The sequence below is a fragment of the Micromonospora sp. NPDC000089 genome (assembly GCF_042899365.1).
GTDB lineage: Bacteria > Actinomycetota > Actinomycetes > Mycobacteriales > Micromonosporaceae > Micromonospora.
In genome coordinates, this window is the sequence record NZ_JBIAZT010000010.1 from 83,984 (window position 1) to 107,971 (window position 23,988).

Consider the following 23,988-nt stretch of genomic DNA (forward strand, 5'->3'; position numbering starts at 1 on the left):
GGCGCCAGCCCGACCCGGCCGCCGAGCCGTCGGGCCGCGGCCCGGCCGCCGGGTCATCGGACGGCTTCTCGGCGGGCCCCGCGTCCGCGGGCGGCGCCGGTGGTACGTCGGCGGGCAGCGCGTCGGGGGGCAGGCCGGCGGCGGCGGCCACCGGCAGCGTGAGCCGGCCCGGCGTCCCGGCGCCCACCCGGGCGGACTCGCCGAGCATCCAGCGCACCTCGTCGGCCGTCCAGCCCAGCCCGCCCAGGGCGGCGACCTCCCGCACCAGCCGCAGGCCGACCCGGGTGTCGTCGTCGTAGTGCCGCATCACCCAGTGGTGCGCCCACATGCCCAGGGCGCGCAGCCCGGCCCGGTCGAGGGAGGCGGCCAGCCGGCCGCAGGCGGTGTCGGCGAACGGCCGGGCCGCGTCGTCGGCCCGGTCGCGCTCGAGCGCGCCGAACGCGGCCGGCGCCACCCGCCGCATCCGGTCGTAGAGGCCCTGCGCCACCGCGCGATCGACCCCGGCCCACTCCGCCCGGGAGGCACCTCGCCCCGCCATCGCCGCCACCCCTTCCGCCATTGGGTGCGGACGTTACCCACCACTACCGACACTTTTTCACGTCCGACCGCCCGATCGTCCGGTACGGCCAGGTCCGATTCCCGCGAGCCACCGGCCCTGAGCTGCGGGCATCATCGACGGCGTGGAGTTGGACTTCGAACGGTGCTACCGGGCCGTGGACAGCCGCGACCAGCGCTTCGACGGCTGGTTCTACACCGGCGTCACGTCGACCGGGATCTACTGCCGGCCGTCCTGCCCGGCGATGACGCCGAAGCGGCAGAACGTGCGGTTCTTCCCGTCCGCGGCCGCCGCCCAGGGGGCCGGGTTGCGGGCCTGCCGACGCTGCCGGCCGGACGCCTCGCCGGGCTCGCCGGAGTGGGACGTCCGGGCCGACGTGGTGGGCCGGGCCATGCGGCTGATCGCCGACGGGGTGGTCGACCGGGACGGCGTGCCGGGGCTGGCCATCCGGCTCGGTTACACCGAGCGGCACCTGCACCGGATGCTCCGCGCGGAGCTCGGGGCCGGGCCGTTGGCGCTGGCCCGGGCGCAGCGCGCGCAGACCGCCCGGACGCTGATCGAGACCACCTCGCTGGGGCTGGCCGAGATCGCGTTCGCGGCCGGGTTCGGCAGCGTCCGGCAGTTCAACGACACGGTCCGCGAGGTGTACGGGGTCGCGCCGTCGCAGCTGCGGTCGGCGCGGCGAGCGCCGGCGGCGGGCGGGGCGGGGACGATCACGCTGCGCCTGGCGTACCGGCCGCCGCTGCACGCCGACGCGCTGCTGGACTTCCTGGCGGTGCGCGCGCTGCCCGGCGTGGAGGAGGTGCGCGACGGGACGTACCGCCGGGGGTTGCGGCTGCCGCACGGTGCCGCCGAGGTGGCGCTGACCCCGGCGGACGGCCACGTCAGCGCCACGCTGCGGCTGGCCGACATGCGCGACCTGGCCCCCGCGGTGGCCCGCTGCCGCCGCGTCTTCGACCTGGACGCCGACCCGGAGGCGATCGACCAGACCCTGGCCGAGGATCACGCGCTGGCCCCCCTGGTGGCGAAGGAACCCGGCATTCGCCTCCCCCGAGCGGCCGACGGCTTCGAAACCGCCCTCCGCGCCCTCATCGGCCAACAGATCTCCCTGGCTGCCGCCCGTACCACCCTCACCCACCTCCTCACCGCCGCCACACCCGCAAGAACTGTTGATCAAGGAGTTTGCGTCCGGGAGAGCGCTTCCGCCAGACGCAAACTCCTTGATCAACGACAGCAGCCGGGCGGCGACGCCCCGGCCGGGGGTGGGGGGTTGCGGGGGTTTCCTCGGGCGGAGGAGGTTCTGGGGTTGCCGGATTCGGCGTTTCGGATGCCGGGGGCGCGGCGGGAGGCGGTGCGGGGGGCGGCGCGGGCCGTCGCCGCCGGGGAGGTCGATCTGGAGCCGGGTGGGGATCGGGAGGAGACCGTGCGGCGGCTGGTCGCGCTGCCGGGGGTGGGGACGTGGACGGCTGGTTACGTGGCCATGCGCGCGCTCGGCGACCCGGACGTCCTGCTCGCCACCGACCTCGCGGTCCGCCGGGGCGCCGCCGCGCTCGGCCTGCCCGCCGACCCGAAGACCCTGCACGCGTACGCCGACCGCTGGCGGCCCTGGCGGTCGTACGCGGTGATTCGACTCTGGAGAGCAGCATGAGCATCGACAGCACCCTCGTCGACACCCCCGCCGGCCCGCTGAGCATCCTGGCCGGCCCGGACGGGGCGGTCCGCGCGGCCGGCTTCACCGCCGACCCGAGCAGCCTCCTGCCCCTGATCCACCCCAGCCTGCGCGGCGCGCCGCGACATCGGGCCGACCTCGGGCCGATCACTCTGGCCGTGCGGTCCTACCTCGACGGTGAGCTGGACGCGATCGACGCGGTGCCGGTGACCCAGCACAGCGGCGGCCCGTTCATGAGGCACGCCTGGGCGGTGCTGCGCGAGGTGAAGCCGGGCGAGCCGGTGACGTACACCGGGTTCGCCGGGCTGGCCGGGCGGCCCCTCGCCGTGCGCGCCGCGGCCGCCGCGTGCGCGCGCAACGCCGCCGCCCTCTTCGTGCCCTGTCACCGGGTGCTGCGCACCGACGGCGGTCTCGGCGGGTACCGGTGGGGGCTGCCGGTCAAGACGTGGCTGCTCGATCACGAGCGGCAAGTGACGGCAAGCTGACAGCGGCAGTACTCCCATTTGACGCTACCGTCGGGTAGTGCCTGGGCAGAGCGACGGCGACCCCGCCACACCGGCGAGCGTCCCGCGGCACCCGCTGGGCAATCTGTGGCGGCTGCGGCACTACCTGCGCCCGTACACGGCGGAGTTCTGCTGGCTGTTCCTCGCCGGCTTCGCGGCGACCGCGGCGGGCCTGGCGGTGCCGCTGGTGGCGCAGCGGGTGGTCGACGGGCCGGTCGCCCGGCACGACGCGGGCGGCCTGCTGCGCCTCGGCGGCCTGGCGTTGCTGCTCGGCCTGGCCGAGGGCGTGCTGATCTTCATCCGGCGGTGGACCCAGTCGTCCTCCTCGGTCGCCATGGAGGCGGCCATCCGGGCCGACCTGTACGCCCACCTGCAGGCGCTGCCGGCCGGCTTCCACGATCGCTGGCAGTCCGGCCAGCTGCTCTCCCGGGCCGTCACCGACCTCTCGGCGATCCGCCGGTTCCTCACCTTCGGGCTGTTCTTCCTGGTGCTCAACGTGGTCACCTACCTGGCCGTGGTGGTGCTGCTGATCCGGCTGCACGGGCCGCTGGGGGTGCTCGTCGCGGTCAGCGCCGTGCCGCTGTTCCTGATCAGCCGGCGGTTCGCCCGGCAGTACCATGCGGCCTCCCGGCGGATGCGCGACCAGCAGGGCGACGTGGCGACGCTGGTCGAGGAGACCGCGCAGGGCCTGCGCACCATGAAGGCGTACGGGCGGGGGCCGCAACTGGCCGAGCGGTTCGCCGCCCGGGCGCGGGCGCTGCACGACACCGGGGTGGGCAAGGCGCGGCTGCTGGCCCGCACCTCGGCGCTGTTCGACCTGGTGCCGAACCTGACCCTCGGCGTGGTGCTGGTCTGCGGGGCGACCCTGGTCGCCCGGGACACGCTGACCATCGGCCAACTGGTCGCCTTCGTCAGCCTGCAGCTGATGCTGACCTGGCCGGTGCAGTCGCTCGGCTGGATCATCGCCAACGGCCAGGAGGCGGCCACCGCGGCCGACCGGATCCACGAGGTGCTGGACACTCCGCCGTCCATCGTGGACGCACCGGACGCGGTGTCGCCGGCCCGGGGCAGCGTACGCGGCCGGTTGGGCTTCGAGGGGGTCTCGTTCCGCTACCCCGGCACGGCGGCCCCGGTGCTGCGGGACGTCGAGCTGACCGTCGAGCCGGGCGAGACGCTGGCCCTGGTCGGCGCCACCGGCAGCGGCAAGAGCACGCTGCTGTCGCTGGTGCCCCGGCTGCACGAGGTGACCGCCGGGCGGATCACCCTCGACGGGCGGGACCTGCGGGACCTGCGGCTCGGCTCGCTGCGCCGGCTGGTCGGGGTGGCCTTCGAGGAGCCCACGCTGTTCTCCATGTCGGTCTGGGAGAACCTCACCCTGGGCCGCCCGGAGGCCGACGAGGACGAGGTGCGCGCCGCGCTCGCGCTGGCCCAGGCCGACTTCGCGTACGACCTGCCGTGGGGGCTGGCCACCCGGGTCGGCGAGCAGGGGCTGTCGCTCTCCGGTGGGCAGCGGCAGCGGCTCGCGCTGGCCCGCGCGGTGCTCGGCCGGCCGGCCCTGCTGGTGCTGGACGACCCGCTCTCCGCGCTGGACGTGCACACCGAGGCGCTGGTCGAGGCGGCGCTGCGGCGGGTGCTGCGGGACAGCACCGCGCTGCTGGTGGTGCACCGGCCGTCGACGGTGGCGCTGGCCGACCGGGTGGCGCTGCTCGAGGACGGCCGGATCACCGCCGTCGGGCGGCACTCCGACCTGCTCGCCACCGTGCCCGCGTACCGGGCGGTGCTCTCCGCCGAGCCGGCCAGCCCGGACCGCGGCCTGGTGCGTTCGTGACACCGCGGCTCCCCCGTCCGCGCCGGGCCGCGGGCGGGCAGCCGGACCCGGACGCGCTGCCGAATCTGGCCCGCTGGCGCGGGGTGGCGACCGACCCGGACGCCGACCGGAGCCGGGCCGAGGACACCTCCGCCGAGGCGGTGGCCCGGCTGCGCGGGCGCAGTCGCGCGCTGCTGGCCGACCTGCTGCGCCCGCACCGCCGCCGGCTCGGGCTGGCCGTCGCCCTGCTGCTGGCGCAGAACGCCGCGGCGATGTCCGGGCCGTACCTGGTCATGGTGGGCATCGACCGGGCGATCGGGCCGCTGCGGGCCGGCGACGCCCGGCCGTTGGCGGCCGTCGCCGCCGCCTTCGCCACGGCCGCCACCATCGAGTACGCGACCCGGCGCGGCTTCCTCAACCTCGCCGCCCGGATCGGCCAGGCCGTCCTGCTGGAGCTGCGCCAGCGGGTGTACGGCCACTTCCTCAGCCTGTCGGTCGGCTTCCACGAGCGCTACACCTCCGGTCGGGTGATCTCCCGGCTCACCAGCGACCTGGACTCGATCGCCGAGCTGGTCGACGGCGGCATCGACAGCCTGGTGGTCGCCGCGCTCTCGGTGCTCTCGGTGGCCGGCATCCTGCTCTGGCTGGACCTGCCGCTGGCCGCGGTCACCCTGCTGGCCTTTCCCTTCCTCTACTGGCTGTCCCGCTGGTTCGCCCGGGCCTCGGCCGACGCGTACCGGCGCGGCCGGGAGGCGGTGGCGCTGGTGATCGTCCACTTCGTCGAGTCGCTGCGCGGCATCCGTGCGGTGCAGGCGTTCCGCCGGGAGCGGCGCAACCAGGAGATCTTCGTCGCGGTCAACGACGAGTACCGGCGGGCGAACGTGCGGGCGTTCCGGCTGATCGCCACGTTCTCCCCCGGGATCAAGGTGATCGGCAACGTCACCGTCGCGGTGGTGCTCGGGTACGGCGGCTGGCGGGTGCTCGGCGGCGGGATGGCGGTCGGTGTGCTGGCCGCCTTCCTGCTCTACCTGCGCCGATTCTTCGAGCCGATGCAGGAGCTCAGCCAGTTCTACAACTCGCTGCAGTCCGCGACGGCGGCGCTGGAGAAGCTGGCCGGGGTGCTGGACGAGCCGCCGGGCGTGCCCGAGCCGGCGTCCCCGCAGCCGTTGCCCGCCGGCCCGGGGCACGGCCGGGTGACGTTCCGGTCGGTCTCGTTCGGCTACCGGCCGCAGGCGCCGATCCTCACCGACCTCGACCTGGTGGTGCCGGCCGGGCAGACGGTGGCGCTGATCGGGCCGACCGGCGCCGGCAAGTCCACCGTGGCGAAGCTGCTGGCCCGCTTCCACGACCCGGACTCGGGCGTGGTGGAGCTGGACGGCGTGGATCTGCGCCGCCTCGCGGACGCCGAGCTGCGCCGCGCGGTGGTGCTGGTGACCCAGGAGAACCACCTGTTCAGCGGCACGGTCGCGGAGAACATCCGGTTCGGCCGGCCGGACGCCGACGACGCCGCGGTGCGGGCCGCCGCGCGGGCGATCGGCGCGGACGACTTCATCGCCGCCCTCCCCGACGGGTACGACACCGAGGTGCACCGGCGCGGCGGCCGGCTGTCGGCCGGCCAGCGGCAGCTGGTGGCGTTCGCCCGGGCCTTCCTCGCCGACCCCCGGGTGCTGATCCTGGACGAGGCCACCTCCTCGCTGGACGTGCCGACCGAGCGGCTGGTGCAGCGGGCGCTGGCCACCGTGCTGCGGGACCGCACCGCGCTGGTCATCGCGCACCGGCTCTCCACCGTGGAGACGGCCGACCGGGTGCTGGTCCTCGACGGCGGCCGGGTGGTCGAGGACGGCTCGCCCGCCCGGCTCACCACGACCGGCGGTCGGTACGCCGCCCTGCACCGACAGTGGCGCGACTCGCTGATCTGACTGTCCCCGCCCCGCTCTGCCGCCCTCGACGCGACGCACCCCGCGGCCTGCTCCCTGGTGGCCGGGCTGGCCGCGGGTGGGTAGCCCGCGCGGCAGGGTGCTCCCCGGCGCATCCGACGGCAGCCGGCGGCGCGTCGGGGGCAGCCGGCGGGCGGGTGACGCGGTTAGACTGCCGACCGTCGATCGGCGTCCGCCCGTCGGCCGGCGGTCGCCGGCCGGACGGAGGAGGGGACGGCCGGTCAGGCACAGCCGAACACACGGGGAGGTTACGGCGTGCGGATCAGACGACGGGCTGTCATCGCGGCGGCACTGGCGCTCACCACGGCCGGCGCGGCCACGATCGCGGTCGGGTGGCGGGGCACGGACCGCGCACCGGTGACGGCGCCGGTCGCCGCCGAGTGGTCGGTCGCCGAGGCGGCCGCCCCTGCCGACCCGGCCGCCCCGACGCCCGGCGCGGCCAGCGCCCTGGGCAGCCGCGCCGGCACGCCGTCCGCCTCCGCGTCGGCCACCGCCCGACCGGTGACCGCCGCCGCCCGACCGGCCACCGAGGTGGCGAAGGCCGCGCCGGTCTCGGTCGGCTACCTGGCCGGCCGCTACCGCGTGACGCCGCAGGAGGCGGGCCGCCGGCTCGCCCTGCAGGACCTCTCCGCCCCGCTGGCCGAGAAGCTGGCCGCGCGCTTCCCCGACTCGTACGCCGGCATGTGGCTGGACCAGGACGGCGGCGGCGTGCTGCGGATCGCGGCGACCGACCCGGCGCCGGTGGCCACCGCGCTGGCCGGCGTGCCGGACGCCGCGCACGTGAAGGTCGTCCGGGTGGCCCACTCGCTGCGCGCGCTCAGCACGGCGGCCGGCACGGTGGCCGCGGCGCTGGGCGTGACCGCCGGGGTCGACGTGCTCGCCGACGGGCCCACCAACGAGATCGTGGTGCTGACCGGCGACGCGCTGCGGGCGGACGACTCCCGGCTGGCCGCGGCGCTGGCGTCGGTCGGCGTGCCGACCCGCGCCCAGCCTCGGGAGCGGGCCGGCACCATCCTCAAGGCGTGCGACCCGCGCTACTGCGCCACGGCGCCGATGCGCGGCGGCATCCGGCTGGACGTTCCCCGCGACGACGGCACGGTCGGCGGCTGCACCACCGGCTTCAACCTGCGCGACCGGTCCGGCAGGTACTACGTGCTCACCGCCGGGCACTGCGTGGTGGGCATCCGCCACCAGAAGGTCGACCTGACCTGGCACCAGTACCTCGGGCCGAAGGTGCCGGTGGGCATCGAGTCGACCAGCCCGGTGCTGGCCGAGAACGACGCCCTCCCGAACGACTACGCGGTGCTGCCCTACCAGGACGGCGCGCTGAGCCGGTGGTCGTACCGGGGCGGGTCGGGGCCGAGCCTGGTCAACTACTGGTGCGTGTCGGACAATGCGGCCTGCGCCACCAAGGGCAGCCACGACGTGCCGGTCACCGGCTACACGGCGTACAGCGCGGTGCAGGTCGGCTGGGTGGTCTGCGCGACCGGTTCGGCGTACACCCCGAAGGCCGGCGAGCGGTACGTCGACTCCGGCGCCGGCGCCGGCTACGTGCCCGGAACCCGCTGCGGCACGGTGACCGGCAAGACCGGCGGTGGGATCGACGTGCGGATCTGTGCCCGCCCGGGCGACAGCGGCTCGCCGCTGTTCACCGAGTCCAACGGTCGGGCGCTCGGCATCCTGCACGACGGGGATCCGGGCCTCGGTCCGTGCACGAAGCCGGACGAGAAGAACTACTACGCGCCGGTCTCGTCGATCCTCGACGTGGTGAACGGCCGCACCGGCCTCGGCCTGCAGGTCGCCACCCGCAGCCCGGCCATCGTCGCGGTGGGGGCCAGCCACCGTTGACCGGCAACCCGGTGGAGGCGGCGACCGCGGCTGCCTAGGATCGACGGATGACCGACACGGCGAGGACGGCCCGCACCGGCGTCCCCGAGCGTCCGACCCTGGACGGCCTCGAGGGCAGCTGGGCGCGCCGCTGGCAGGAGGACGGCACGTACGCGTTCGACCGCACGAAGCAGCGGTCGGACGTGTACGCGATCGACACCCCGCCGCCGACCGTATCGGGCGAGCTGCACATGGGGCACGTCTTCTCGTACACGCACACCGACACGGTGGCCCGGTTCCAGCGGATGCGCGGCCGGACGGTCTTCTACCCGATGGGCTGGGACGACAACGGCCTGCCCACCGAGCGCCGGGTGCAGAACGTGTACGGGGTGCGCCCCGATCCGTCCCTGCCGTACGACCCGGCCTGGACGCCGCCCGGCCGCCCGGTGAGCGAGGACGCGCGGAAGAACCCGACCGCGATCTCCCGACGCAACTTCATCGAGCTCTGCGAGCAGCTAACCGTCGAGGACGAGCGGGTGTTCGAGGCGCTGTGGCGGCGGCTCGGGCTGTCGGTCGACTGGTCGCTGACGTACACCACGATCGGGCGGGTGGCCCGGGCGACCAGCCAGCGGGCGTTCCTGCGCAACCTGGCCCGCGGCGAGGCGTACCAGGCGGAGGCGCCGACGCTCTGGGACGTCGGCTTCGCCACCGCGGTCGCCCAGGCCGAGCTGGAGGACCGGGAGCGGCCCGGGGCGTACCACCGGCTGCGGTTCGCCGCCCCGGGCGGGCGCGAGGTGCTGATCGACACCACCCGGCCGGAGCTGCTGCCCGCCTGCGTGGCGCTGGTCTGCCACCCGGACGACGAGCGCTACGCGGACCTGGTGGGCTCGTCGGTGCGTACCCCGGTGTTCGGGGTGGAGGTGCCGGTGCGCGCGCACCCGCTGGCGGACCGGGCCAAGGGCACCGGCGTCGCGATGGTCTGCACGTTCGGTGACCTGACCGACGTGACCTGGTGGCGCGACCTGGAGCTGGACACCCGGGTGGTGATCGGGCGGGACGGCCGGCTGCTGGCCGAGCCGCCGGCCGGCGTGCTGGCCGGGCCGTACGCGGCGCTGGCGGGGCAGACCGTGAACGCCGCCCGGCGGACGCTGGTGCAGCTGCTCGCGGACGCCGGTGACCTGGTCGGCGAGCCGCGCCCGATCACCCACCCGGTGAAGTTCTACGAGAAGGGCGACCGGCCGCTGGAGATCGTCTCCACCCGGCAGTGGTACCTGCGCAACGGCGGTCGCGACGACGACCTGCGGGCGGAGCTGCTGGCCCGGGGGCGGGAGCTGCGCTGGGTGCCGGAGCACATGCGGCACCGCTACGAGCACTGGGTGGGCGGGCTGACCGGCGACTGGCTGGTCAGCCGGCAGCGCTTCTTCGGGGTGCCGGTGCCGGTGTGGTACCGGCTCGACGACGCTGGCGAGCCGGACTTCACCCACCCTCTCACACCGGACGAGGCGATGTTGCCGGTCGATCCGTCCAGCGAGCCCCCGCCCGGGTACGACGAGTCGCGGCGCGGCCGGCCCGGCGGCTTCGTCGGCGACCCGGACGTGCTGGACACCTGGGCCACCTCGTCGCTGACCCCGCAGATCGTCGGCGGCTGGGAGACCGACCCGGACTTGTTCGCCCGGGTCTTCCCGATGGACCTGCGCCCGCAGGGGCAGGAGATCATCCGGACCTGGCTCTTCGCCTCGGTCGTCCGCGCCCACCAGGAGCACGGCACGCTGCCCTGGCGGGACGCGGTGCTCTCCGGCTGGATCCTCGACCCGGACCGCAAGAAGATGTCCAAGTCCAAGGGGAACGTGGTCACCCCGATGGGGCTGCTGGAGCAGCACGGCTCGGACGCGGTGCGCTACTGGGCGGCCAACGGCAAGCCGGGCATGGACCTGGCCTTCGACCCGGCGCAGATCAAGGTGGGCCGCCGGCTGGCCACCAAGCTGCTCAACGCGTCCCGGTTCGCCCTCGGCCTGGGCGCCGCCGACGCGTTGCGCGCGCCGGCCACCGCGCCGCTGGACACCGCCATGCTCGCCGAACTGTCCGGCGTGGTCGCCACCGCGACCGCCGCCTTCGACGGGTACGACCACACCGCCGCCCTGATGGCGACGGAGGCGTTCTTCTGGCGGTTCTGCGACGACTACATCGAGCTGGTGAAGGACCGCGCCTACGGCACCGGGCCGGCGGCCGACTCCGCCCGGGCGGCGCTGGCCACCGCCCTGTCGGTGCAGCTGCGGCTGTTCGCGCCGGTGCTGCCGTACGTGACCGAGGAGGTCTGGTCCTGGTGGCGGTACGGCTCGGTGCACCGCGCCACCTGGCCCACCACGTACGAGGTGGACCGCGCGATCCAGGCGCCTGGTGCCCCGGAGCTGCTGCGGCTGGCCTCGGACGCGCTGGGTCAGGTGCGCCGGGCCAAGTCGGAGCGAAAGCTGTCGATGAAGGCGGACGTCCCGCTGGCCGAGGCGCTCGGCCCCGCCGCCCTGCTCGACCAGCTCACCCTGATCGCCGACGATGTGCGGGCGGCCGGCCGCATCACCAAGCTAGACCTCCTCCCCGACCGCACCCCCGAGCTCGTCATCGCCTGCGCCTTCTGACCCTGCGCGCACTTTCACGGAAAAGAGTGGCCTCCCGCACCCGGGAGGCCACTCTTTCCGTGAATCAGCGGGGTCGGGTCAGCTGGTTTCGCCGGCTACCGAGAAGGAGCGGAGGCGGTCGATGGCGAGGATGGTGAAGCCGATGCTGACCAGGGCCGTCAGCACGGCGGCCACCGGGACCGAGACGGTGGTGGAGAGCAGGCTGGTCGGGGCGATCCGGTCGGCGATGGCGATCACCCACTGCTGGACCGAGAGCACCTTGGTGCCCTTGACGAAGTTCCCGAGCAGCCCCTCCCAGATCAGCACGTACGCCAAGCCGAGCAGCACCGGCCGCTTCGTGAGCAGGCTGAGCGCCAGGAACAGCGCCGAGTACGCCAGCGCGCCCAGCGCCGACGCGACGGCGAGCGCGAGACCGAGGCGTACGGAATGGGCGAGCACGCCCGCGACGTAGAGCGGGACGGCGACGGTGACCGCCGTGACCCCGGTGGCGACCGCGAGCTTCGGCAGCACGATCTGCCAGCGCGGCAGCGGCTTGGTGAGGATGTGCACCACCGTGCCGTCGTCGATCTCGGCGCCGAGCACGCCGGTGCCGACGATCAGCGCGACCACCGGCAGCACCACGGCCAGGCCCAGGCCGACCAGCACGGCCGGCCCCCACTGGCTCGGGTCGACCCCCACCGACCGGCAGAGCACCGCGAGCCCGACCAGCACGAGCGGCAACGGCAGCAGCATCAGGAACCGGCGGCGGCCGAACAGCCCGCGCGCGGTGATCCAGGAAACGGTGGACATGTCAGCCTCTTTCGTTCGCGACTGCGGGGCTCACTCGCTGCGCTCGTTCACTCCTCGCGCGCACGGTCATGCCTCCACGAGGTAGGAGAAGACGCTCTCCAGCGACTCGTCCTCCGGCAACAGCTGCCGGACCCGGATGCCCTTGGCCAGCGCGATCCGCGGCAGCGCCCGGGTGAAGGCGCCGTAGTCGCCGGCCCGGACGGTCAGGCCGGTGCGGTCCAGCTCGACGCCGCCGACCGACTCCTCGGCCATCAGCGCCACCGCGAGCGCCCGGTCGTCGGTGGAGCGGACGGTGAACACGTGCGGCCGGTTGGTCATCAGCCGGCGGATGGTGCGGAAGTCGCCGGAGGCGGCCAGCCGGCCGGCCACCATCACCTGGACGGTGCCGGAGACCTGCTCGACCTCCTCCAGGATGTGCGAGCTGAACAGGATGGTCCGGCCGGCGTCGCCGAGGCCGTGCAGCAGCGACATCATGTGCAGCCGCTGGCGCGGGTCCATGCCGTTGAACGGCTCGTCCAGCAGCAGCACCTGCGGTTCGTGCACCAGCGCCGCGGCCACCCGGGTGCGCTGCCGCATGCCCTTGGAGTACGTGCCGATCCGGCGGTCCTGCGCGTCGGCCATCTCGACCAGGTCGATCGCCCGGCGGGCCGCCGCCTCCGGATCGGGCAGCCGGTGCAGCTTGGCGCTGGCCAGCACGAACTCGTACGCGGTGAGGAAGGCGTGCACCGCCTCCCGTTCGCTGACCAGCCCCAGCCGGCGGTAGACGTCCGGGTGGCGCCAGGTCGGCTCGCCGTCCAGGGTCACCGTGCCCCGGGACGGGGCGAGGAATCCGGCCATCATGTGCAGCAGGGTGGTCTTGCCGGCGCCGTTCGGGCCGAGCAGGCCGGTCACCCCGGCCCCGAGCCGCATGGTGATGTCGTTGACCGCCACCACGTTGCCGTACCAGCGGGACACGCCGGTCAGGTCGAGGGTGCTGGTCGCGGTGGCCGGCGGGGCGCCGGCGTCGAGCGTGGTCATCGGGCGGCCACCTTCCGGTATCGCAGCAGCAGCAGGGTGACGCAGGTGGCGACCAGCAGCACGGCGGCGACCCCGTAGACCGGGCCGAAGTCGCCGATCGGGATGCCGCCGACCCGGCCGTCGGGGACCAGCAGGTCACCCAGCGCCCAGGTGCCGACGGCGCCCACCAGCGTGGAGGGCGAGGCGAGGAAGGCCAGTTCGTTGACCGTCCGGGACGGCATGATCGACAGCACGCCGACGATCGGCGCGGTCATCAGGAACACCGCCACGATGCCGCCGGCGGCGAACGCCCGCTTGCCGGTCAGCGAGGCGATCAGCAGCCCGATCGAGGCGAAGACCACCGCCCACAGCGCGGCGTAGAGCAGGCCGGGCAGCAGGTCGAGCAGCTCGTCCCAGACGCCGCTCATCCCCTTGTCGGTGGTGAACGCCGCGCCGAGGAACATCACCAGCTGCGGGCCGCCCAGCAGCAGCCAGAGCGCGGTCATCAGGCTGAGCAGCTTGGCGATCGCGTAGTCGCCGCGCGGCAGCGGCCGGGAGAAGTACAGCGGCAGCACGCCGCTGCGCAGGTCCCGGGAGACCAGCTCGGGCGCGGCCACCGCGACGAAGAAGATGACCAGCCAGCTCATCCCGTCGGCGAACTGGGCGTACGTCCACACCACCTGGCCGATCTGGCTGCGTACCGCGGTGATCCCGGCGGCCACCACGGTGACGATGCCGACCACCAGCCAGGGGAAGATCTTCGCCTTGGCGCTGCGCCCCAGCCCGAAGGCGGTCCGCAGGCCGTGGCCGTAGAGCGCGCCGAAGACGTGCCAGCGACCCAACCGGGGGCCGGTGTAGCGCTGGTAGCCGATGTCGTGGATGACACCGGTCGGCTCAGACATGGCTCGGCTCCCTCGTGGCGAAGAGTTCGGCCACCCGGTGCCGGCGCTGGTCGAGCCGGTGCAGTGGCAGGTCCAGCTCGGCAACAGCGCCGAGGATCTGGTCGTACGTGGCGTCGTCGGCGAGCGGGACGAGCAGCATCCGGCCGTCCCTTGTGACCGGCAGGGCGAGCGCGGCGAGCCGGGCGGCCAGCTCCTCGGTGCCCTCGCTGACCTCGACCGCCAGCACGTCGGTGGCGGAGGTCATCGCGGAGATCCGGTCGGCGCGCAGCAGTCGGCCGCCGTCGATCGCCACCAGGGTGTCGCAGATCCGTTCCACCTCGCCGAGCAGGTGCGAGCAGACCACCACGGAGATGCCGAACTCGGTGCCGATCCGGTGGATCAGGGCGAGCATGGCGTCCCGGCCGGCCGGGTCGAGGCCGTTGGTCGGCTCGTCCAGCAGCAGCAGGTCCGGGTCGTGCACCAGCGCCTGGGCCAGCTTCACCCGCTGCTTCATGCCGGTCGAGTAGCCGCCGACGGCGCGGTGCCGCTCCTCGTGCAGGCCGACGTGGCGCAGCGCCTCGGAGGCGCGTTCCCGGGCCACGGTGCGCGGCAGCCCGCTGATCCGCCCGAGGTGGGTGACCAGCTCGGCGGCGGACAGGTCGGGCGGGAGCGCGTCGTGCTCCGGCATGTAACCCACCCGGGCGCGCACCGCGGCCGAGTCGGTGGTGGGGTCGAGGCCGAGCACGGAGACCCGCCCGCTGGTCGGGGCGAGCAGCCCCAGCAGGATCTTGATCAGGGTGGACTTGCCGGCGCCGTTCGCGCCGACCAGGCCGATGATCCCCGGCTCCACCGCGACGGTCAGGTCGGCCAGCGCGGTGACCCGACCCCCGTACGTCTTGGTCAGCGACTCGGTCGCGATCAGTGTCACAGCGGTCAGCCTAGGCTCGTCGCGCACGTCCAGGTATCAGGCACGCCCCTGAGCCGGCCAGTAGGGGTAAGGAAGTCGTAAGCCGGCGCTTGCTGACCGGACCGGGTCGGGCGATGAGACTGGGTGAGTGATCTCCCGCCTGCTGCGCGCCCCGCTGACCTGGCTCGTCATCGCCGTCCTCGGCGTCGGCGTCGCCCTCGGGCTGTACTGGTTCCAACCCTGGAAGCTCGTCACCGACAACCGGGTGGACGAGGAACTGTCCGCCGTGGCGGCGCCGACGACGACCCCGGCCGCCCCGGTCGGCACCGCCGGGCCGACGGCCGCGCCCGGGCCGACCGTGACCGGGCCGAGCCTGGTCCGCCGAGGGGAGTTCGTCAGCCACGAGCACGACACCGCCGGCACCGCCCGGATCGTCCGGGGCGCCGACGGCGGGTACCGGCTGGAGCTGGTCGGGCTGGCCACCTCCAACGGGCCGGACCTGCGGGTCTGGCTGACCGACCAACCCGTCCGTGCCGGCCGGGCCAGCTGGGACGTCTTCGACGACGGCCGCTGGGTCGAGGTGGGGCGACTCAAGGGCAACCGGGGCGACCAGGCGTACCCGATCCCCGCCGGGGTCGACCTGGCCGGGCTGACCAGTGTGGCGATCTGGTGCAAGCGGTTCGGCGTCTCGTTCGGCGCAGCCCCGCTGACCCCCGCCAGCTGACCCGCCGGACCCGCCCGTACGCCTACGGTGGAGTGGCGCTCTCGACCGATCGGCGGTCGGCTGCGAAACTGTGTGCCGGTCGGCGAGTGAGGGGTACGGATGAGCAACGGGTGGGTGCTTCCCGACGAGATGCTTCGGGACGCGCCGGCGTACACGCCGCGCCCGGGGGAGCTGGCCGATCTGGAGCTGTTGCTGAGCGGGGCGTACACCCCGCTGGCCGGCTTCATGACCCGGGCCGACCTGGCCTCGCTGCAGCGTCGCGGGCGGCTCGCCGACGGCACGCCGTGGCCGGTGTCGGTGACCCTCCAGGTGCCGACCGCCCTGGTCGAGGGGCTCGACCCGGGCGACCCGGAGCGGCGTGCGCTGCTGCTCACGGACGGCGAGGGTGCCCCGGTGGCCGCGCTGGAACTGACCGACGTGTGGGCCGTCCGGGACGGGGTGGCCGGCGTGGGCGGCCCGGTACGCCGGCTCGGCGACGGCGGGCACGGCCCGTTCCAGCGGCTGCGGCGCAGCCCGGAGGAGGTGCGCGCGCTGCTGCCCCCGGGTCGGGTGCTCGGGGTGATCGCCGACCGGCCGCTGCACCGCCCGCAGCTGGCCCAGATCGCGCACGCCGCCCGTACCCTGGCCGCCCACCTGTTGGTGATGATCCCGGTCGGGCCGGACGGCGCCGGCGGTCTGCCGCCGGAGGCGCTGGTCCGCACGGTCTTCGCGGCGCGGGACCGGATGCCCCCGGCGACCATGGTCGCGGTGTCGATGCCGCGCGGCCGGGACGAGATCGGCGACGCGCTGCTGCGGGCCCGGATCTCCGCCGCGTACGGGGTGACCCACCTGCTGTCCACCGACGGGATGCTCTCCGGCGCCGGGCTGCGGGTGCTGCTCCCCCGCGAGCTGGCCTACGACAACCGGGACGGCCAGTGGCGCGGGCGGGACGACATCCCGCCGCGCAACCGGCGGCTGGCGCTGCGCCAGGAGGAGATCGACGACCTGCTCGACCGGGGCTTCCCGCTGCCCGAGTGGCACACCCCGCCGGCGGTGGCCCGGGAGTTGAGCCGGGCCCGCCCGGCGCGCCGGTTCCGCGGGCTGGTGGTCTTCCTGACCGGCCTCTCCGGCTCGGGCAAGTCAACCATCGCCCGGGGCCTGGCGGACGCGCTGCGCGAGCAGGGCGACCGGACGGTGACCCTGCTCGACGGCGACCTGGTGCGCCGGGGGCTCTCCGCCGGGCTGGGCTTCAGCAAGGCCGACCGGGACGCGAACGTGCGCCGGATCGGCTGGGTGGCGGCCGAGATCGCCCGGCACCGGGGGGTGGGCATCTGCTGCCCGATCGCCCCGTACGCGGCGGCCCGGGCCACCGCCCGGGAGATGGCCGTCGCGGCCGGCGCGGGCTTCCTGCTGGTGCACGTGGCCACCCCGCTGGAGGTGTGCGAGCAGCGCGACCGCAAGGGCCTGTACGCCAGGGCCCGGGCCGGCCTGCTCACCGGGATGACCGGCATCGATGACCCGTACGAGGCGCCGACCGACGCCGACCTCGTGATCGACACCACCGACCTGACCGTCGAGGAGGCGGTGCAGGCGGTGATGCACCAGCTGACCGAGACCGGCTGGGTCGAGCCGCGCCTGCAGTCCGCCTGATTCCCCGGCTGCGCCTTCCGTCGGTGCCGCCTGCGCGCTAGTGTTCGGATCTGTTGGATTACGTGTGAGCGCGTGGGGCCTGGAGGTGGGTGGATGCTGGCGCGGCAGCGGCAGGCGGCCATCCTGGACCGGGTCCGGGTCTCCGGCGGGGTCCGGGTGACCGAGCTGGCGGCCGAGTTCGGCGTCTCCGACATGACCATCCGGCGCGACCTTGAGACGCTGCACGACCAGGGGCTGCTGGCCAAGGTGCACGGCGGCGCGACCACGGCCGGTCCCGGCTCCACCGACGAGCCCGGCTTCCGCGCCAAGTCCGTCCGGCAGGCCGCCGAGAAGGCCGCCATCGCGGCCAGGGCCGCCGAACTGGTACGCCCCGGCGCGGCGATCGCCCTCTCCGCCGGCACCACCACCGCCGAGCTGGCCCGCCGGCTGGTCGACGTGGCCGGCCTGACCGTGGTGACGAACTCGCTGCCGGTCGCCGAGATCCTGCACACCGCCGGCCGCCCCGACCAGACCGTGGTGCTCACCGGCGGGGTGCGCACCCCGTCCGACGCGCTGGTCGGGCCGCTGGCCGTGGCGGCGATCCGCACGCTGCACCTGGACCTGCTCTTCCTCGGCGTGCACGGGATCACCGAGCGGGCCGGCTTCACCACCCCCAACCTGATGGAGGCGGAGACCGACCGGGCCCTGGTGGCCGCCGCGGACGGGCTGGTGGTGCTGGCCGACCACACCAAGTGGGGCACCGTGGGCATCTCGTCCATCGTCGGGCTGGACGCCGCGGACACGCTGATCACCGACGGCCGGTTGACGTCGGACGCACGACGGGTACTCGACGAGAAGGTGGGCCGACTGGTGATCGTGCCGGCCAGCGAGGAGGCGCAGTGAAGCGTACGCGGATCGAGCTGGCGGACGGTCGCGAGCTGATCTACTTCGACGAGCACGACGACGCCGTACGGGACCAGCCGGACCGGCGCGACCTGCCGCCGCCCCCGCCCGCGTCCCAGCTGCGCTACGACCCGCTCACCGACGAGTGGGTGGCGGTCGCGGTGCACCGGCAGACCCGCACCTTCCTCCCGCCGGCCGACCAGTGCCCGCTCTGCCCGTCCCGGGAGGGCCGGCTCAGCGAGATCCCGGCGCCCGACTACGACGTGGCCGTCTTCGAGAACCGGTTCCCCTCGCTGAGCCAGCGGATCGCCGAGGAGCCGGCCGAGATCACCCCGTTCACGCCGGTCCGGCCCGGGCAGGGGCGGTGCGAGGTGGTCTGCTTCACCGACGACCACGACGCCTCCTTCGCCAGCCTCTCCCCGCAGCGGGTCCGGCTGGTGGTCGAGGCGCTCGCCGACCGCACCGCGGCACTGTCCGAGCTGCCCGGCGTCGAGCAGGTGTTCCCGTTCGAGAACCGGGGCGTGGAGATCGGGGTGACCCTGAACCACCCGCACGGCCAGATCTACGCGTACCCGTTCGTCACGCCGCGGACCCGGTCGCTGCTGGCCGCCGCCCGCCGGCACGCCGAGCGGACCGGCGGCGGCAACCTGTACGCCGACGTGCTGGCCGCCGAGCGGGCCACCGGCGACCGGGTGGTCGCCGGCAACGAGCACTGGACCGCGTACGTCCCGGCGGCCGCCCGCTGGCCGTTCGAGGTGCACCTGGCCCCGCACCGGCCGGTGCCGGACATCCCGGCGCTGTCGGACGAGGAGCGGGACGCCTTCGGGCCGCTCTACCTGGACGTGCTGCGCCGCTTCGACGGGCTGTTCGACCTGCCGATGCCGTACATCGCGGCGTGGCACCAGACACCGGTGCGGATCGACCGGGAGCTGGGCCACCTGCACCTGCAGCTGTTCAGCATCCGCCGGGCGAAGGACAAGCTGAAGTACCTCGCCGGCTCCGAGTCGGGGATGGGCGTCTTCATCAACGACATCGCGCCCGAGCGCGCCGCCCAACTGCTGCGCGAGGCCTGAGCCGCCGTCGCGGCGCCCGCCGGACAACAGGGCGCGGGGGGCCCGGGACTGGGCCCCCCGCAGGGAAGGGACGGCTGGACGAGACTGGCATCGCGTCCACCCCGTCCAACGACCGACCACCCTCTCCGGTGACGCCCCAGCCGCCCCGACCGCGCCGACCGCGCCGACCGCGCCGACCGCGCCGACCGCGAGATCGTGCTCGATCCTGGATGTAGTGGCCTCCAGGGCGCGGTGAGGCCACTACATCCAGGAAACAGGGCGGTCCGCCGGGGCGCGAGCCGGCTCCGGGTACGACGGAGCCCGCCGGCGGGGCCGGCGGGCTCGTCGGTGGTGCGGGGGTACGGGATCAGGCGGAGAGCTTGCGCGCCAGGTTCTCGTCGAGCGCGTTCATGAACTCGTCGGTGGTCAGCCACGGGGCGTCGCGCGAGATGAGCAGCGCGAGGTCCTTGGTCATCTGGCCGCCCTCGACGGTGTCGACGATGACCTGCTCCAGGGTGTTGGCGAACTCGGTGACCGCCGGGGTGCCGTCCAGCTTGCCCCGGTGGGCCAGGCCCCGGGTCCAGGCGTAGATCGAGGCGATCGGGTTGGTCGAGGTCTTCTCGCCCTTCTGGTACTGCCGGTAGTGCCGGGTGACCGTGCCGTGCGCGGCCTCGGCCTCGACGGTGCGGCCGTCGGGCGAGAGCAGCACGGAGGTCATCAGGCCGAGCGAGCCGAAGCCCTGCGCGACGGTGTCGGACTGCACGTCACCGTCGTAGTTCTTGCAGGCCCAGACGTAGCCGCCCTCCCACTTGAGCGCGGCGGCGACCATGTCGTCGATCAGCCGGTGCTCGTAGGTGATGCCGGCGGCGGCGAAGTCGGCCTTGAACTCGGCCTCGAAGACCTCGGCGAAGAGGTCCTTGAACCGGCCGTCGTACGCCTTGAGGATGGTGTTCTTGGTGGACAGGTAGACCGGGTACTTGCGGTCCAGCCCGTACCGGAACGAGGCGCGGGCGAAGTCCCGGATCGACTCGTCGTAGTTGTACATGCCCATGGCGATGCCGCCGCCGGGGAAGTTGGCGACCTCCATCTCCATCGGGGCGCCGCCGTCGGCCGGGGTGTAGGTGATGGTCACCTTGCCCGGGCCGGGGACCACGAAGTCGGTGGCCTTGTACTGGTCGCCGTGGGCGTGCCGGCCGATCACGATCGGCTTCGTCCAGCCCGGCACCAGCCGCGGCACGTTGGACATGATGATCGGCTCACGGAAGACGACGCCGCCGAGGATGTTGCGGATGGTGCCGTTCGGCGACCGCCACATCTTCTTCAGGCCGAACTCCTCGACCCGGGCCTCGTCCGGGGTGATGGTGGCGCACTTGACGCCGACGCCGTGCTCCTTGATCGCGTTGGCGGCGTCGATCGTGACCTGGTCGTCGGTCGCGTCGCGGTTCTCGATCGACAGGTCGTAGTAGTGCAGGTCGACGTCGAGGTAGGGCAGGATCAGCTGCTCCCGGATCTGCTTCCAGATGATCCGGGTCATCTCGTCGCCGTCGAGCTCCACGACCGGGTTGTTTACCTTGATCTTCGCCATCGACCGGCGCTCCTCTCGGGGTGACTCGTGCTCAACAGTACGAGCGTACTGGAAACCGGCCGGGGGTGCCCGGCCGGCCTCCAGATGCCACGCCGCGAGCCGACGCCGACCATGCCAGGTAGGCGTCGGCCGGTCAGCCGACCTCGGCCGGGGCGTGCACCCACTGCACGAACTGGTAGATCACCCCGTTCGGGTCGGTGATCTGGAAGAAGCGCTCCCCCCAGGGCTCGGTCTGGATCTCGGTGGTCACCGGCACGTCGGCGCCCTGGATCCGGGCGTACTCGGCGTCGATGTCGTCGACCTCGAAGACGACCAGGATCCCCTGCGCCCGCTGGCGCTTGAGGATTTCCGGCTGGAGGGTCTCCAGCCCGGTGCGCAGGAAGATCAGGTTGAACGCGACCCCGTCGCGGGCGAGCGACACGAACCCGTCGGCGGACATCTCCTCCCGGAAACCGAAGTGCTGCTGGGCGAAGGCGGCCGCCGCCGGGACGTCGTCGACGTTGAGCGAGATGGCCGTCTTGGTGATCTGCACGGGTACCTCCGAGTGAGCCGGGCAACTATCCCGTACATTGTACAACGTACGGCGTACGGAATAGGGGGTGACAGTATGGCGTCCGTGCCCACGTACCGCAGCGGCGCCGGCGACCCGGTCCGCACCCTGGAACTTCTCTGGCCCCGGCCGGACGACGGCCCACGCAAGGGCCCGCGCCCCGGCCGCTCCCTCGACGACATCGTGACCAGGGCGGTCGAGGTGGCGGACGCCGAGGGGCTGGACGCGGTGACCATGCGCCGGGTCGCCCAGGCGGTCGGCGTCGCGCCGATGACCCTCTACAGCTACCTTCCCGGCAAGGCCGAGCTGCTCGACCTGATGGTCGACGGGCTCTACGCGCGGATGCCCCGGCCGGGCCGCGCCGGGCAGCCGTGGCGCGAGCGGGTGGCGGCCGTCGCGCGGGACAACCGCGACCTGTTCACCGCGCACCCGTGGGCGGCCGAGGTGGCGACCGGCCGCCCGCCGCTCGGGCCGGGCCTGATGGCGAAGTACGAGTACGAGCTGCGCGCCTTCGACGACACCGGCCTGGACGACGTGACGCGGGACGCGGCGCTGACGTTCCTGCTGGACTTCGTCCGGGCGGCCGCCCGCTCGGCCGCCGAGGTGCGGATCGCCCGGCAGGAGAGCGCGCAGAGCGAACGGCAGTGGTGGGCGGCGAACGCGGAGCTGCTGGCCCGGGTGCTGGACGAGCGGGCGTACCCCACCGCGGTACGGGTCGGCAGCGCCGCCGGCGCGGCCCACGACGCGGCGTACGACCCGGACCACGCGTACCGGTTCGGGCTGGAGCGGGTGCTGGACGGCCTGGCCGTGCTGGTCGACGCCGCCGGCGCGGCGGCCGACCAAGGAGTCGGGTCAGCCGACGGCCGGGCCGGCACGGCGGGCTGAGCCGCCGGGCACCGCGACGGCCCGGTGAACGCGGAAGCGCCCCGCGGCCTGGCGGTCGCGGGGCGCTCCGACGGAACGGATCACATGCTGGAGATGTCCGCCTGCTTCGCGCGGACGGCCTCGGCGGCCTCCTTGAGGCTGGCCAGCTCGTCGGCGTCCAGGTCGGTCTCGACGACCCGCTTGACGCCCTCCGCGCCGATCTCGGCCTCGACGCCCAGGTAGACGCCGGAGATGCCGTACTCGCCGTCCACCCAGGCGCAGACCGGCATGACGTCGCCGGAGTCCTCCGCGACGGCCTTGGCCATCCGGGCGGCGGCGGCCGACGGGGCGTAGTACGCCGAGCCGGTCTTGAGCAGCGCGACGACCTCGGCCCCACCGTTGCGGGTCTTGACGACCAGCTCCTCGATCTGCTCGGCCGGCATGGCCTCGCGCAGCGGCTTGCCGTTCACCGTGCTCTTCGAGGGCACCGGCACCATGGTGTCGCCGTGCGAGCCGAGGGTCAGCGTCTTCACCGACCTGACCGGCACGTTCAGCGCCTCGGCGACGAAGTTGGTGAACCGGGCGGTGTCCAGCATGCCGGCCTGGCCGAGCACCCGGTTCTTGGGGAACTGGGTGGCGAGCTGGGCCAGCGCGGTCATCTCGTCGAGCGGGTTGGAGACCACGATGACCACGGCGTTCGGGGCGTACTTGGCGACGTTCTCGGCGACCTGGCGGACGATCTTGGCGTTCGTCTCCAGCAGGTCCATCCGGCTCATGCCGGGCTTGCGGGGCAGGCCCGCGGTGATCACCACGACGTCGGAGCCCTCGATGGCCTCGTAGCCCTCGCCGTTGCGGCCGGTGGTGACGCCGACGACCTTGGTCTCGAAGCCCTCGACCGCGCGGGACTGGTTGAGGTCCAGCGCGAGACCCGCCGGCTTGCCCTCCACGATGTCGGTGATGACGACGGTGTCGAAGACGTCGTACTCGGCCAGGCGCTGTGCGGTGGTGGAGCCGTAGAAGCCGGCCCCGACGACAGTGACCTTCTTACCCATGGTCGTCCCACTCCCTGATACCAGTCGGTTTTCCGGACCGTATCAGTCATCCTGGCACCGATCGGGCCAGGGGCGGCGACCATCGCCGGGATGGGGCGCACGTCACCCGCGCCCGATTCAGCCGCGCTCGGCCCGCTCCACCACGTTGGTCAGCAGCATCGCCCGGGTCATCGGGCCGACGCCGCCCGGCATCGGGACCAGCTTGCCGGCCACCTCGACGACCTCCGGGTCGACGTCGCCGGTGTACCGGCCCTTGCCGTCCGCGCCCACCACCCGGGTGATGCCGACGTCCACCACGGTCGCCCCGGGGGTGACCAGGTCGGCGGTGAGCAGGCCGGGGACGCCGGCCGCGACGATCACGATGTCGGCCGCGCGGGTGTGCTCGGCCAGGTCGAGGGTGCCGGTGTGGCAGAGCGTCACGGTGGCGTTCTCGCTGCGCCGGGTGAGCAGCAGGCCGAGCGGTCGACCCACCGTGTTGCCCCGCCCGACCAGGGCCACCTTGGCGCCGCGCAGCGGCACGTCGTGCCGGCGCAGCAGCTCGACGATGCCGCGCGGGGTGCAGGGCAGCGGGCCGTCGTAGCCGAGCACCAGCCGGCCCAGGTTGACCGGGTGCAGGCCGTCGGCGTCCTTGTCCGGGTCGATCATCTCCAGCGCCCGCTGGGTGTCCAGGTGGCCGGGCAGCGGCAGCTGGACGATGTAGCCGTGGCAGGCCGAGTCGGCGTTCAGCTCGGCCAGCACGTCGTCCAGCTGCTGCTGGGTGGCGTCGGCGGGCAGCTCGCGGCGGATCGAGGAGATGCCCACCTCGGCGCAGTCGCGGTGCTTGCCGTTGACGTACGCCTGGGAGCCGGGGTCGGCGCCGACCAGCACGGTGCCGAGGCCGGGGGTGATGCCGCGCTCCGCGAGCGCCTTCACCCGCGCCCGGAGCTCGTCCTTGATCTCCGCCGCGGTCGCCTTGCCGTCCAGGATGGTCGCCGTCACCCCCCGATCGTCTCACGCCGCCGGGCGCGCTCGGTGGTGACGGGCGGCGGTGACGATCCGTTACGTGCGTTAAGTCACGGAGGGTGATCAGTCAGGGGTCGGGCCGTCGGACATCGCACCCCGTCACCGCCGTCGGCGGCACGGAACGGACGGCCGGGAGGATGCGA

General features: G+C 74.0%; 18 protein-coding genes and 3 pseudogenes. 12 read left to right on the forward strand and 9 right to left on the reverse strand.

The annotated features are described in order from the left end of the window. Positions 1-67: 67 nt before the first annotated feature. Positions 68-559 (reverse strand): annotated as a pseudogene (locus ACFY3U_RS19395) (hypothetical protein); the annotation flags it as partial. Positions 560-680: 121 nt separating this feature from the next. Between ACFY3U_RS19395 and ACFY3U_RS19400 the strand changes: the two are divergent. The 7 genes and pseudogenes from ACFY3U_RS19400 to valS all read left to right on the forward strand — a co-directional run. After that, positions 681-1,704: pseudogene (locus ACFY3U_RS19400) on the forward strand (bifunctional transcriptional activator/DNA repair enzyme AdaA); the annotation flags it as partial. A gap of 110 nt (positions 1,705-1,814) precedes the next feature. Further along, a pseudogene (locus tag ACFY3U_RS19405) lies at positions 1,815-2,204 on the forward strand (DNA-3-methyladenine glycosylase family protein); the annotation flags it as partial. Next, positions 2,201-2,710, forward strand: a complete 510-nt coding sequence (locus ACFY3U_RS19410) for a methylated-DNA--[protein]-cysteine S-methyltransferase (protein WP_387203280.1) — start codon at positions 2,201-2,203, stop codon at positions 2,708-2,710. The pseudogene ACFY3U_RS19405 and the gene ACFY3U_RS19410, both read left to right, overlap by 4 nt. A 37-nt stretch (positions 2,711-2,747) precedes the next feature. Then, positions 2,748-4,556: an ABC transporter ATP-binding protein gene (locus tag ACFY3U_RS19415; protein WP_387203282.1), complete on the forward strand. Its 1,809-nt coding sequence runs from the start codon at positions 2,748-2,750 to the stop codon at positions 4,554-4,556. Between the two features lie 56 nt (positions 4,557-4,612). Next, positions 4,613-6,454, forward strand: coding sequence for an ABC transporter ATP-binding protein (locus tag ACFY3U_RS19420; protein ID WP_387203667.1), 1,842 nt, complete (start codon positions 4,613-4,615; stop codon positions 6,452-6,454). Between the two features lie 273 nt (positions 6,455-6,727). Next, a complete protein-coding gene (locus ACFY3U_RS19425; RefSeq protein WP_387203285.1) occupies positions 6,728-8,320 on the forward strand; it encodes a trypsin-like serine protease in 1,593 nt (530 codons plus the stop codon). Positions 8,321-8,367: 47 nt separating this feature from the next. Then, on the forward strand, positions 8,368-10,932 hold the full coding sequence (gene valS / locus ACFY3U_RS19430) for a valine--tRNA ligase (RefSeq protein ID WP_387203288.1): 2,565 nt from the start codon (positions 8,368-8,370) through the stop codon (positions 10,930-10,932). A 78-nt stretch (positions 10,933-11,010) separates the two neighbouring features. Here valS and ACFY3U_RS19435 read toward each other — a convergent pair whose 3' ends face one another. The 4 genes from ACFY3U_RS19435 to ACFY3U_RS19450 form a co-directional block, all read right to left on the reverse strand. Further along, complete coding sequence (locus ACFY3U_RS19435; protein WP_387203291.1) at positions 11,011-11,721, reverse strand: ABC transporter permease; 711 nt, start codon at positions 11,719-11,721, stop codon at positions 11,011-11,013. A gap of 66 nt (positions 11,722-11,787) precedes the next feature. Beyond that, positions 11,788-12,738, reverse strand: a complete 951-nt coding sequence (locus tag ACFY3U_RS19440) for an ABC transporter ATP-binding protein (RefSeq protein WP_387203294.1) — start codon at positions 12,736-12,738, stop codon at positions 11,788-11,790. Continuing rightward, positions 12,735-13,619, reverse strand: coding sequence for an ABC transporter permease (locus tag ACFY3U_RS19445; protein ID WP_387203297.1), 885 nt, complete (start codon positions 13,617-13,619; stop codon positions 12,735-12,737). Before ACFY3U_RS19445 ends, ACFY3U_RS19440 begins: the two co-directional genes overlap by 4 nt. Beyond that, positions 13,612-14,526 (reverse strand): ABC transporter ATP-binding protein, encoded by a 915-nt coding sequence (locus ACFY3U_RS19450; RefSeq protein ID WP_387203300.1) that lies wholly within the window; start codon positions 14,524-14,526, stop codon positions 13,612-13,614. Before ACFY3U_RS19450 ends, ACFY3U_RS19445 begins: the two co-directional genes overlap by 8 nt. A 127-nt stretch (positions 14,527-14,653) precedes the next feature. Between ACFY3U_RS19450 and ACFY3U_RS19455 the strand changes: the two genes are divergently transcribed. The 4 genes from ACFY3U_RS19455 to galT all read left to right on the forward strand — a co-directional run bounded on the left by ACFY3U_RS19455 (position 14,654) and on the right by galT (position 18,813). Then, complete coding sequence (locus ACFY3U_RS19455) at positions 14,654-15,229, forward strand: DM13 domain-containing protein (RefSeq protein WP_387203303.1); 576 nt, start codon at positions 14,654-14,656, stop codon at positions 15,227-15,229. Positions 15,230-15,328: 99 nt separating this feature from the next. Further along, positions 15,329-16,858, forward strand: a complete 1,530-nt coding sequence (gene cysC, locus ACFY3U_RS19460) for an adenylyl-sulfate kinase (RefSeq protein ID WP_387203306.1) — start codon at positions 15,329-15,331, stop codon at positions 16,856-16,858. Positions 16,859-16,951: 93 nt separating this feature from the next. After that, on the forward strand, positions 16,952-17,740 hold the full coding sequence (locus tag ACFY3U_RS19465; RefSeq protein WP_387203309.1) for a DeoR/GlpR family DNA-binding transcription regulator: 789 nt from the start codon (positions 16,952-16,954) through the stop codon (positions 17,738-17,740). Next, entirely contained in the window at positions 17,737-18,813 is a 1,077-nt protein-coding gene (gene galT, locus ACFY3U_RS19470; RefSeq protein ID WP_387203312.1) for a galactose-1-phosphate uridylyltransferase, read from the forward strand. The genes ACFY3U_RS19465 and galT overlap by 4 nt, the downstream gene beginning before the upstream one ends. A 346-nt stretch (positions 18,814-19,159) precedes the next feature. Here the strand turns inward: galT and ACFY3U_RS19475 are convergent, their stop codons facing one another. Beyond that, a complete protein-coding gene (locus ACFY3U_RS19475; RefSeq protein WP_387203315.1) occupies positions 19,160-20,377 on the reverse strand; it encodes an NADP-dependent isocitrate dehydrogenase in 1,218 nt (405 codons plus the stop codon). Positions 20,378-20,510: 133 nt separating this feature from the next. Beyond that, entirely contained in the window at positions 20,511-20,909 is a 399-nt protein-coding gene (locus tag ACFY3U_RS19480; RefSeq protein WP_387203318.1) for a VOC family protein, read from the reverse strand. 75 nt (positions 20,910-20,984) lie between these two features. On the opposite strand from ACFY3U_RS19480, the gene ACFY3U_RS19485 reads away from it, so the two are divergent. Further along, positions 20,985-21,812, forward strand: a complete 828-nt coding sequence (locus tag ACFY3U_RS19485) for a TetR/AcrR family transcriptional regulator (protein ID WP_387203322.1) — start codon at positions 20,985-20,987, stop codon at positions 21,810-21,812. A gap of 80 nt (positions 21,813-21,892) precedes the next feature. Here the strand turns inward: ACFY3U_RS19485 and mdh are convergent, their stop codons facing one another. Both mdh and ACFY3U_RS19495 read right to left on the reverse strand, forming a co-directional pair. After that, positions 21,893-22,843: a malate dehydrogenase gene (mdh, locus tag ACFY3U_RS19490; RefSeq protein ID WP_387203325.1), complete on the reverse strand. Its 951-nt coding sequence runs from the start codon at positions 22,841-22,843 to the stop codon at positions 21,893-21,895. Between the two features lie 117 nt (positions 22,844-22,960). Further along, positions 22,961-23,821, reverse strand: coding sequence for a bifunctional methylenetetrahydrofolate dehydrogenase/methenyltetrahydrofolate cyclohydrolase (locus ACFY3U_RS19495; RefSeq protein ID WP_387203329.1), 861 nt, complete (start codon positions 23,819-23,821; stop codon positions 22,961-22,963). Positions 23,822-23,988: the final 167 nt, after the last annotated feature.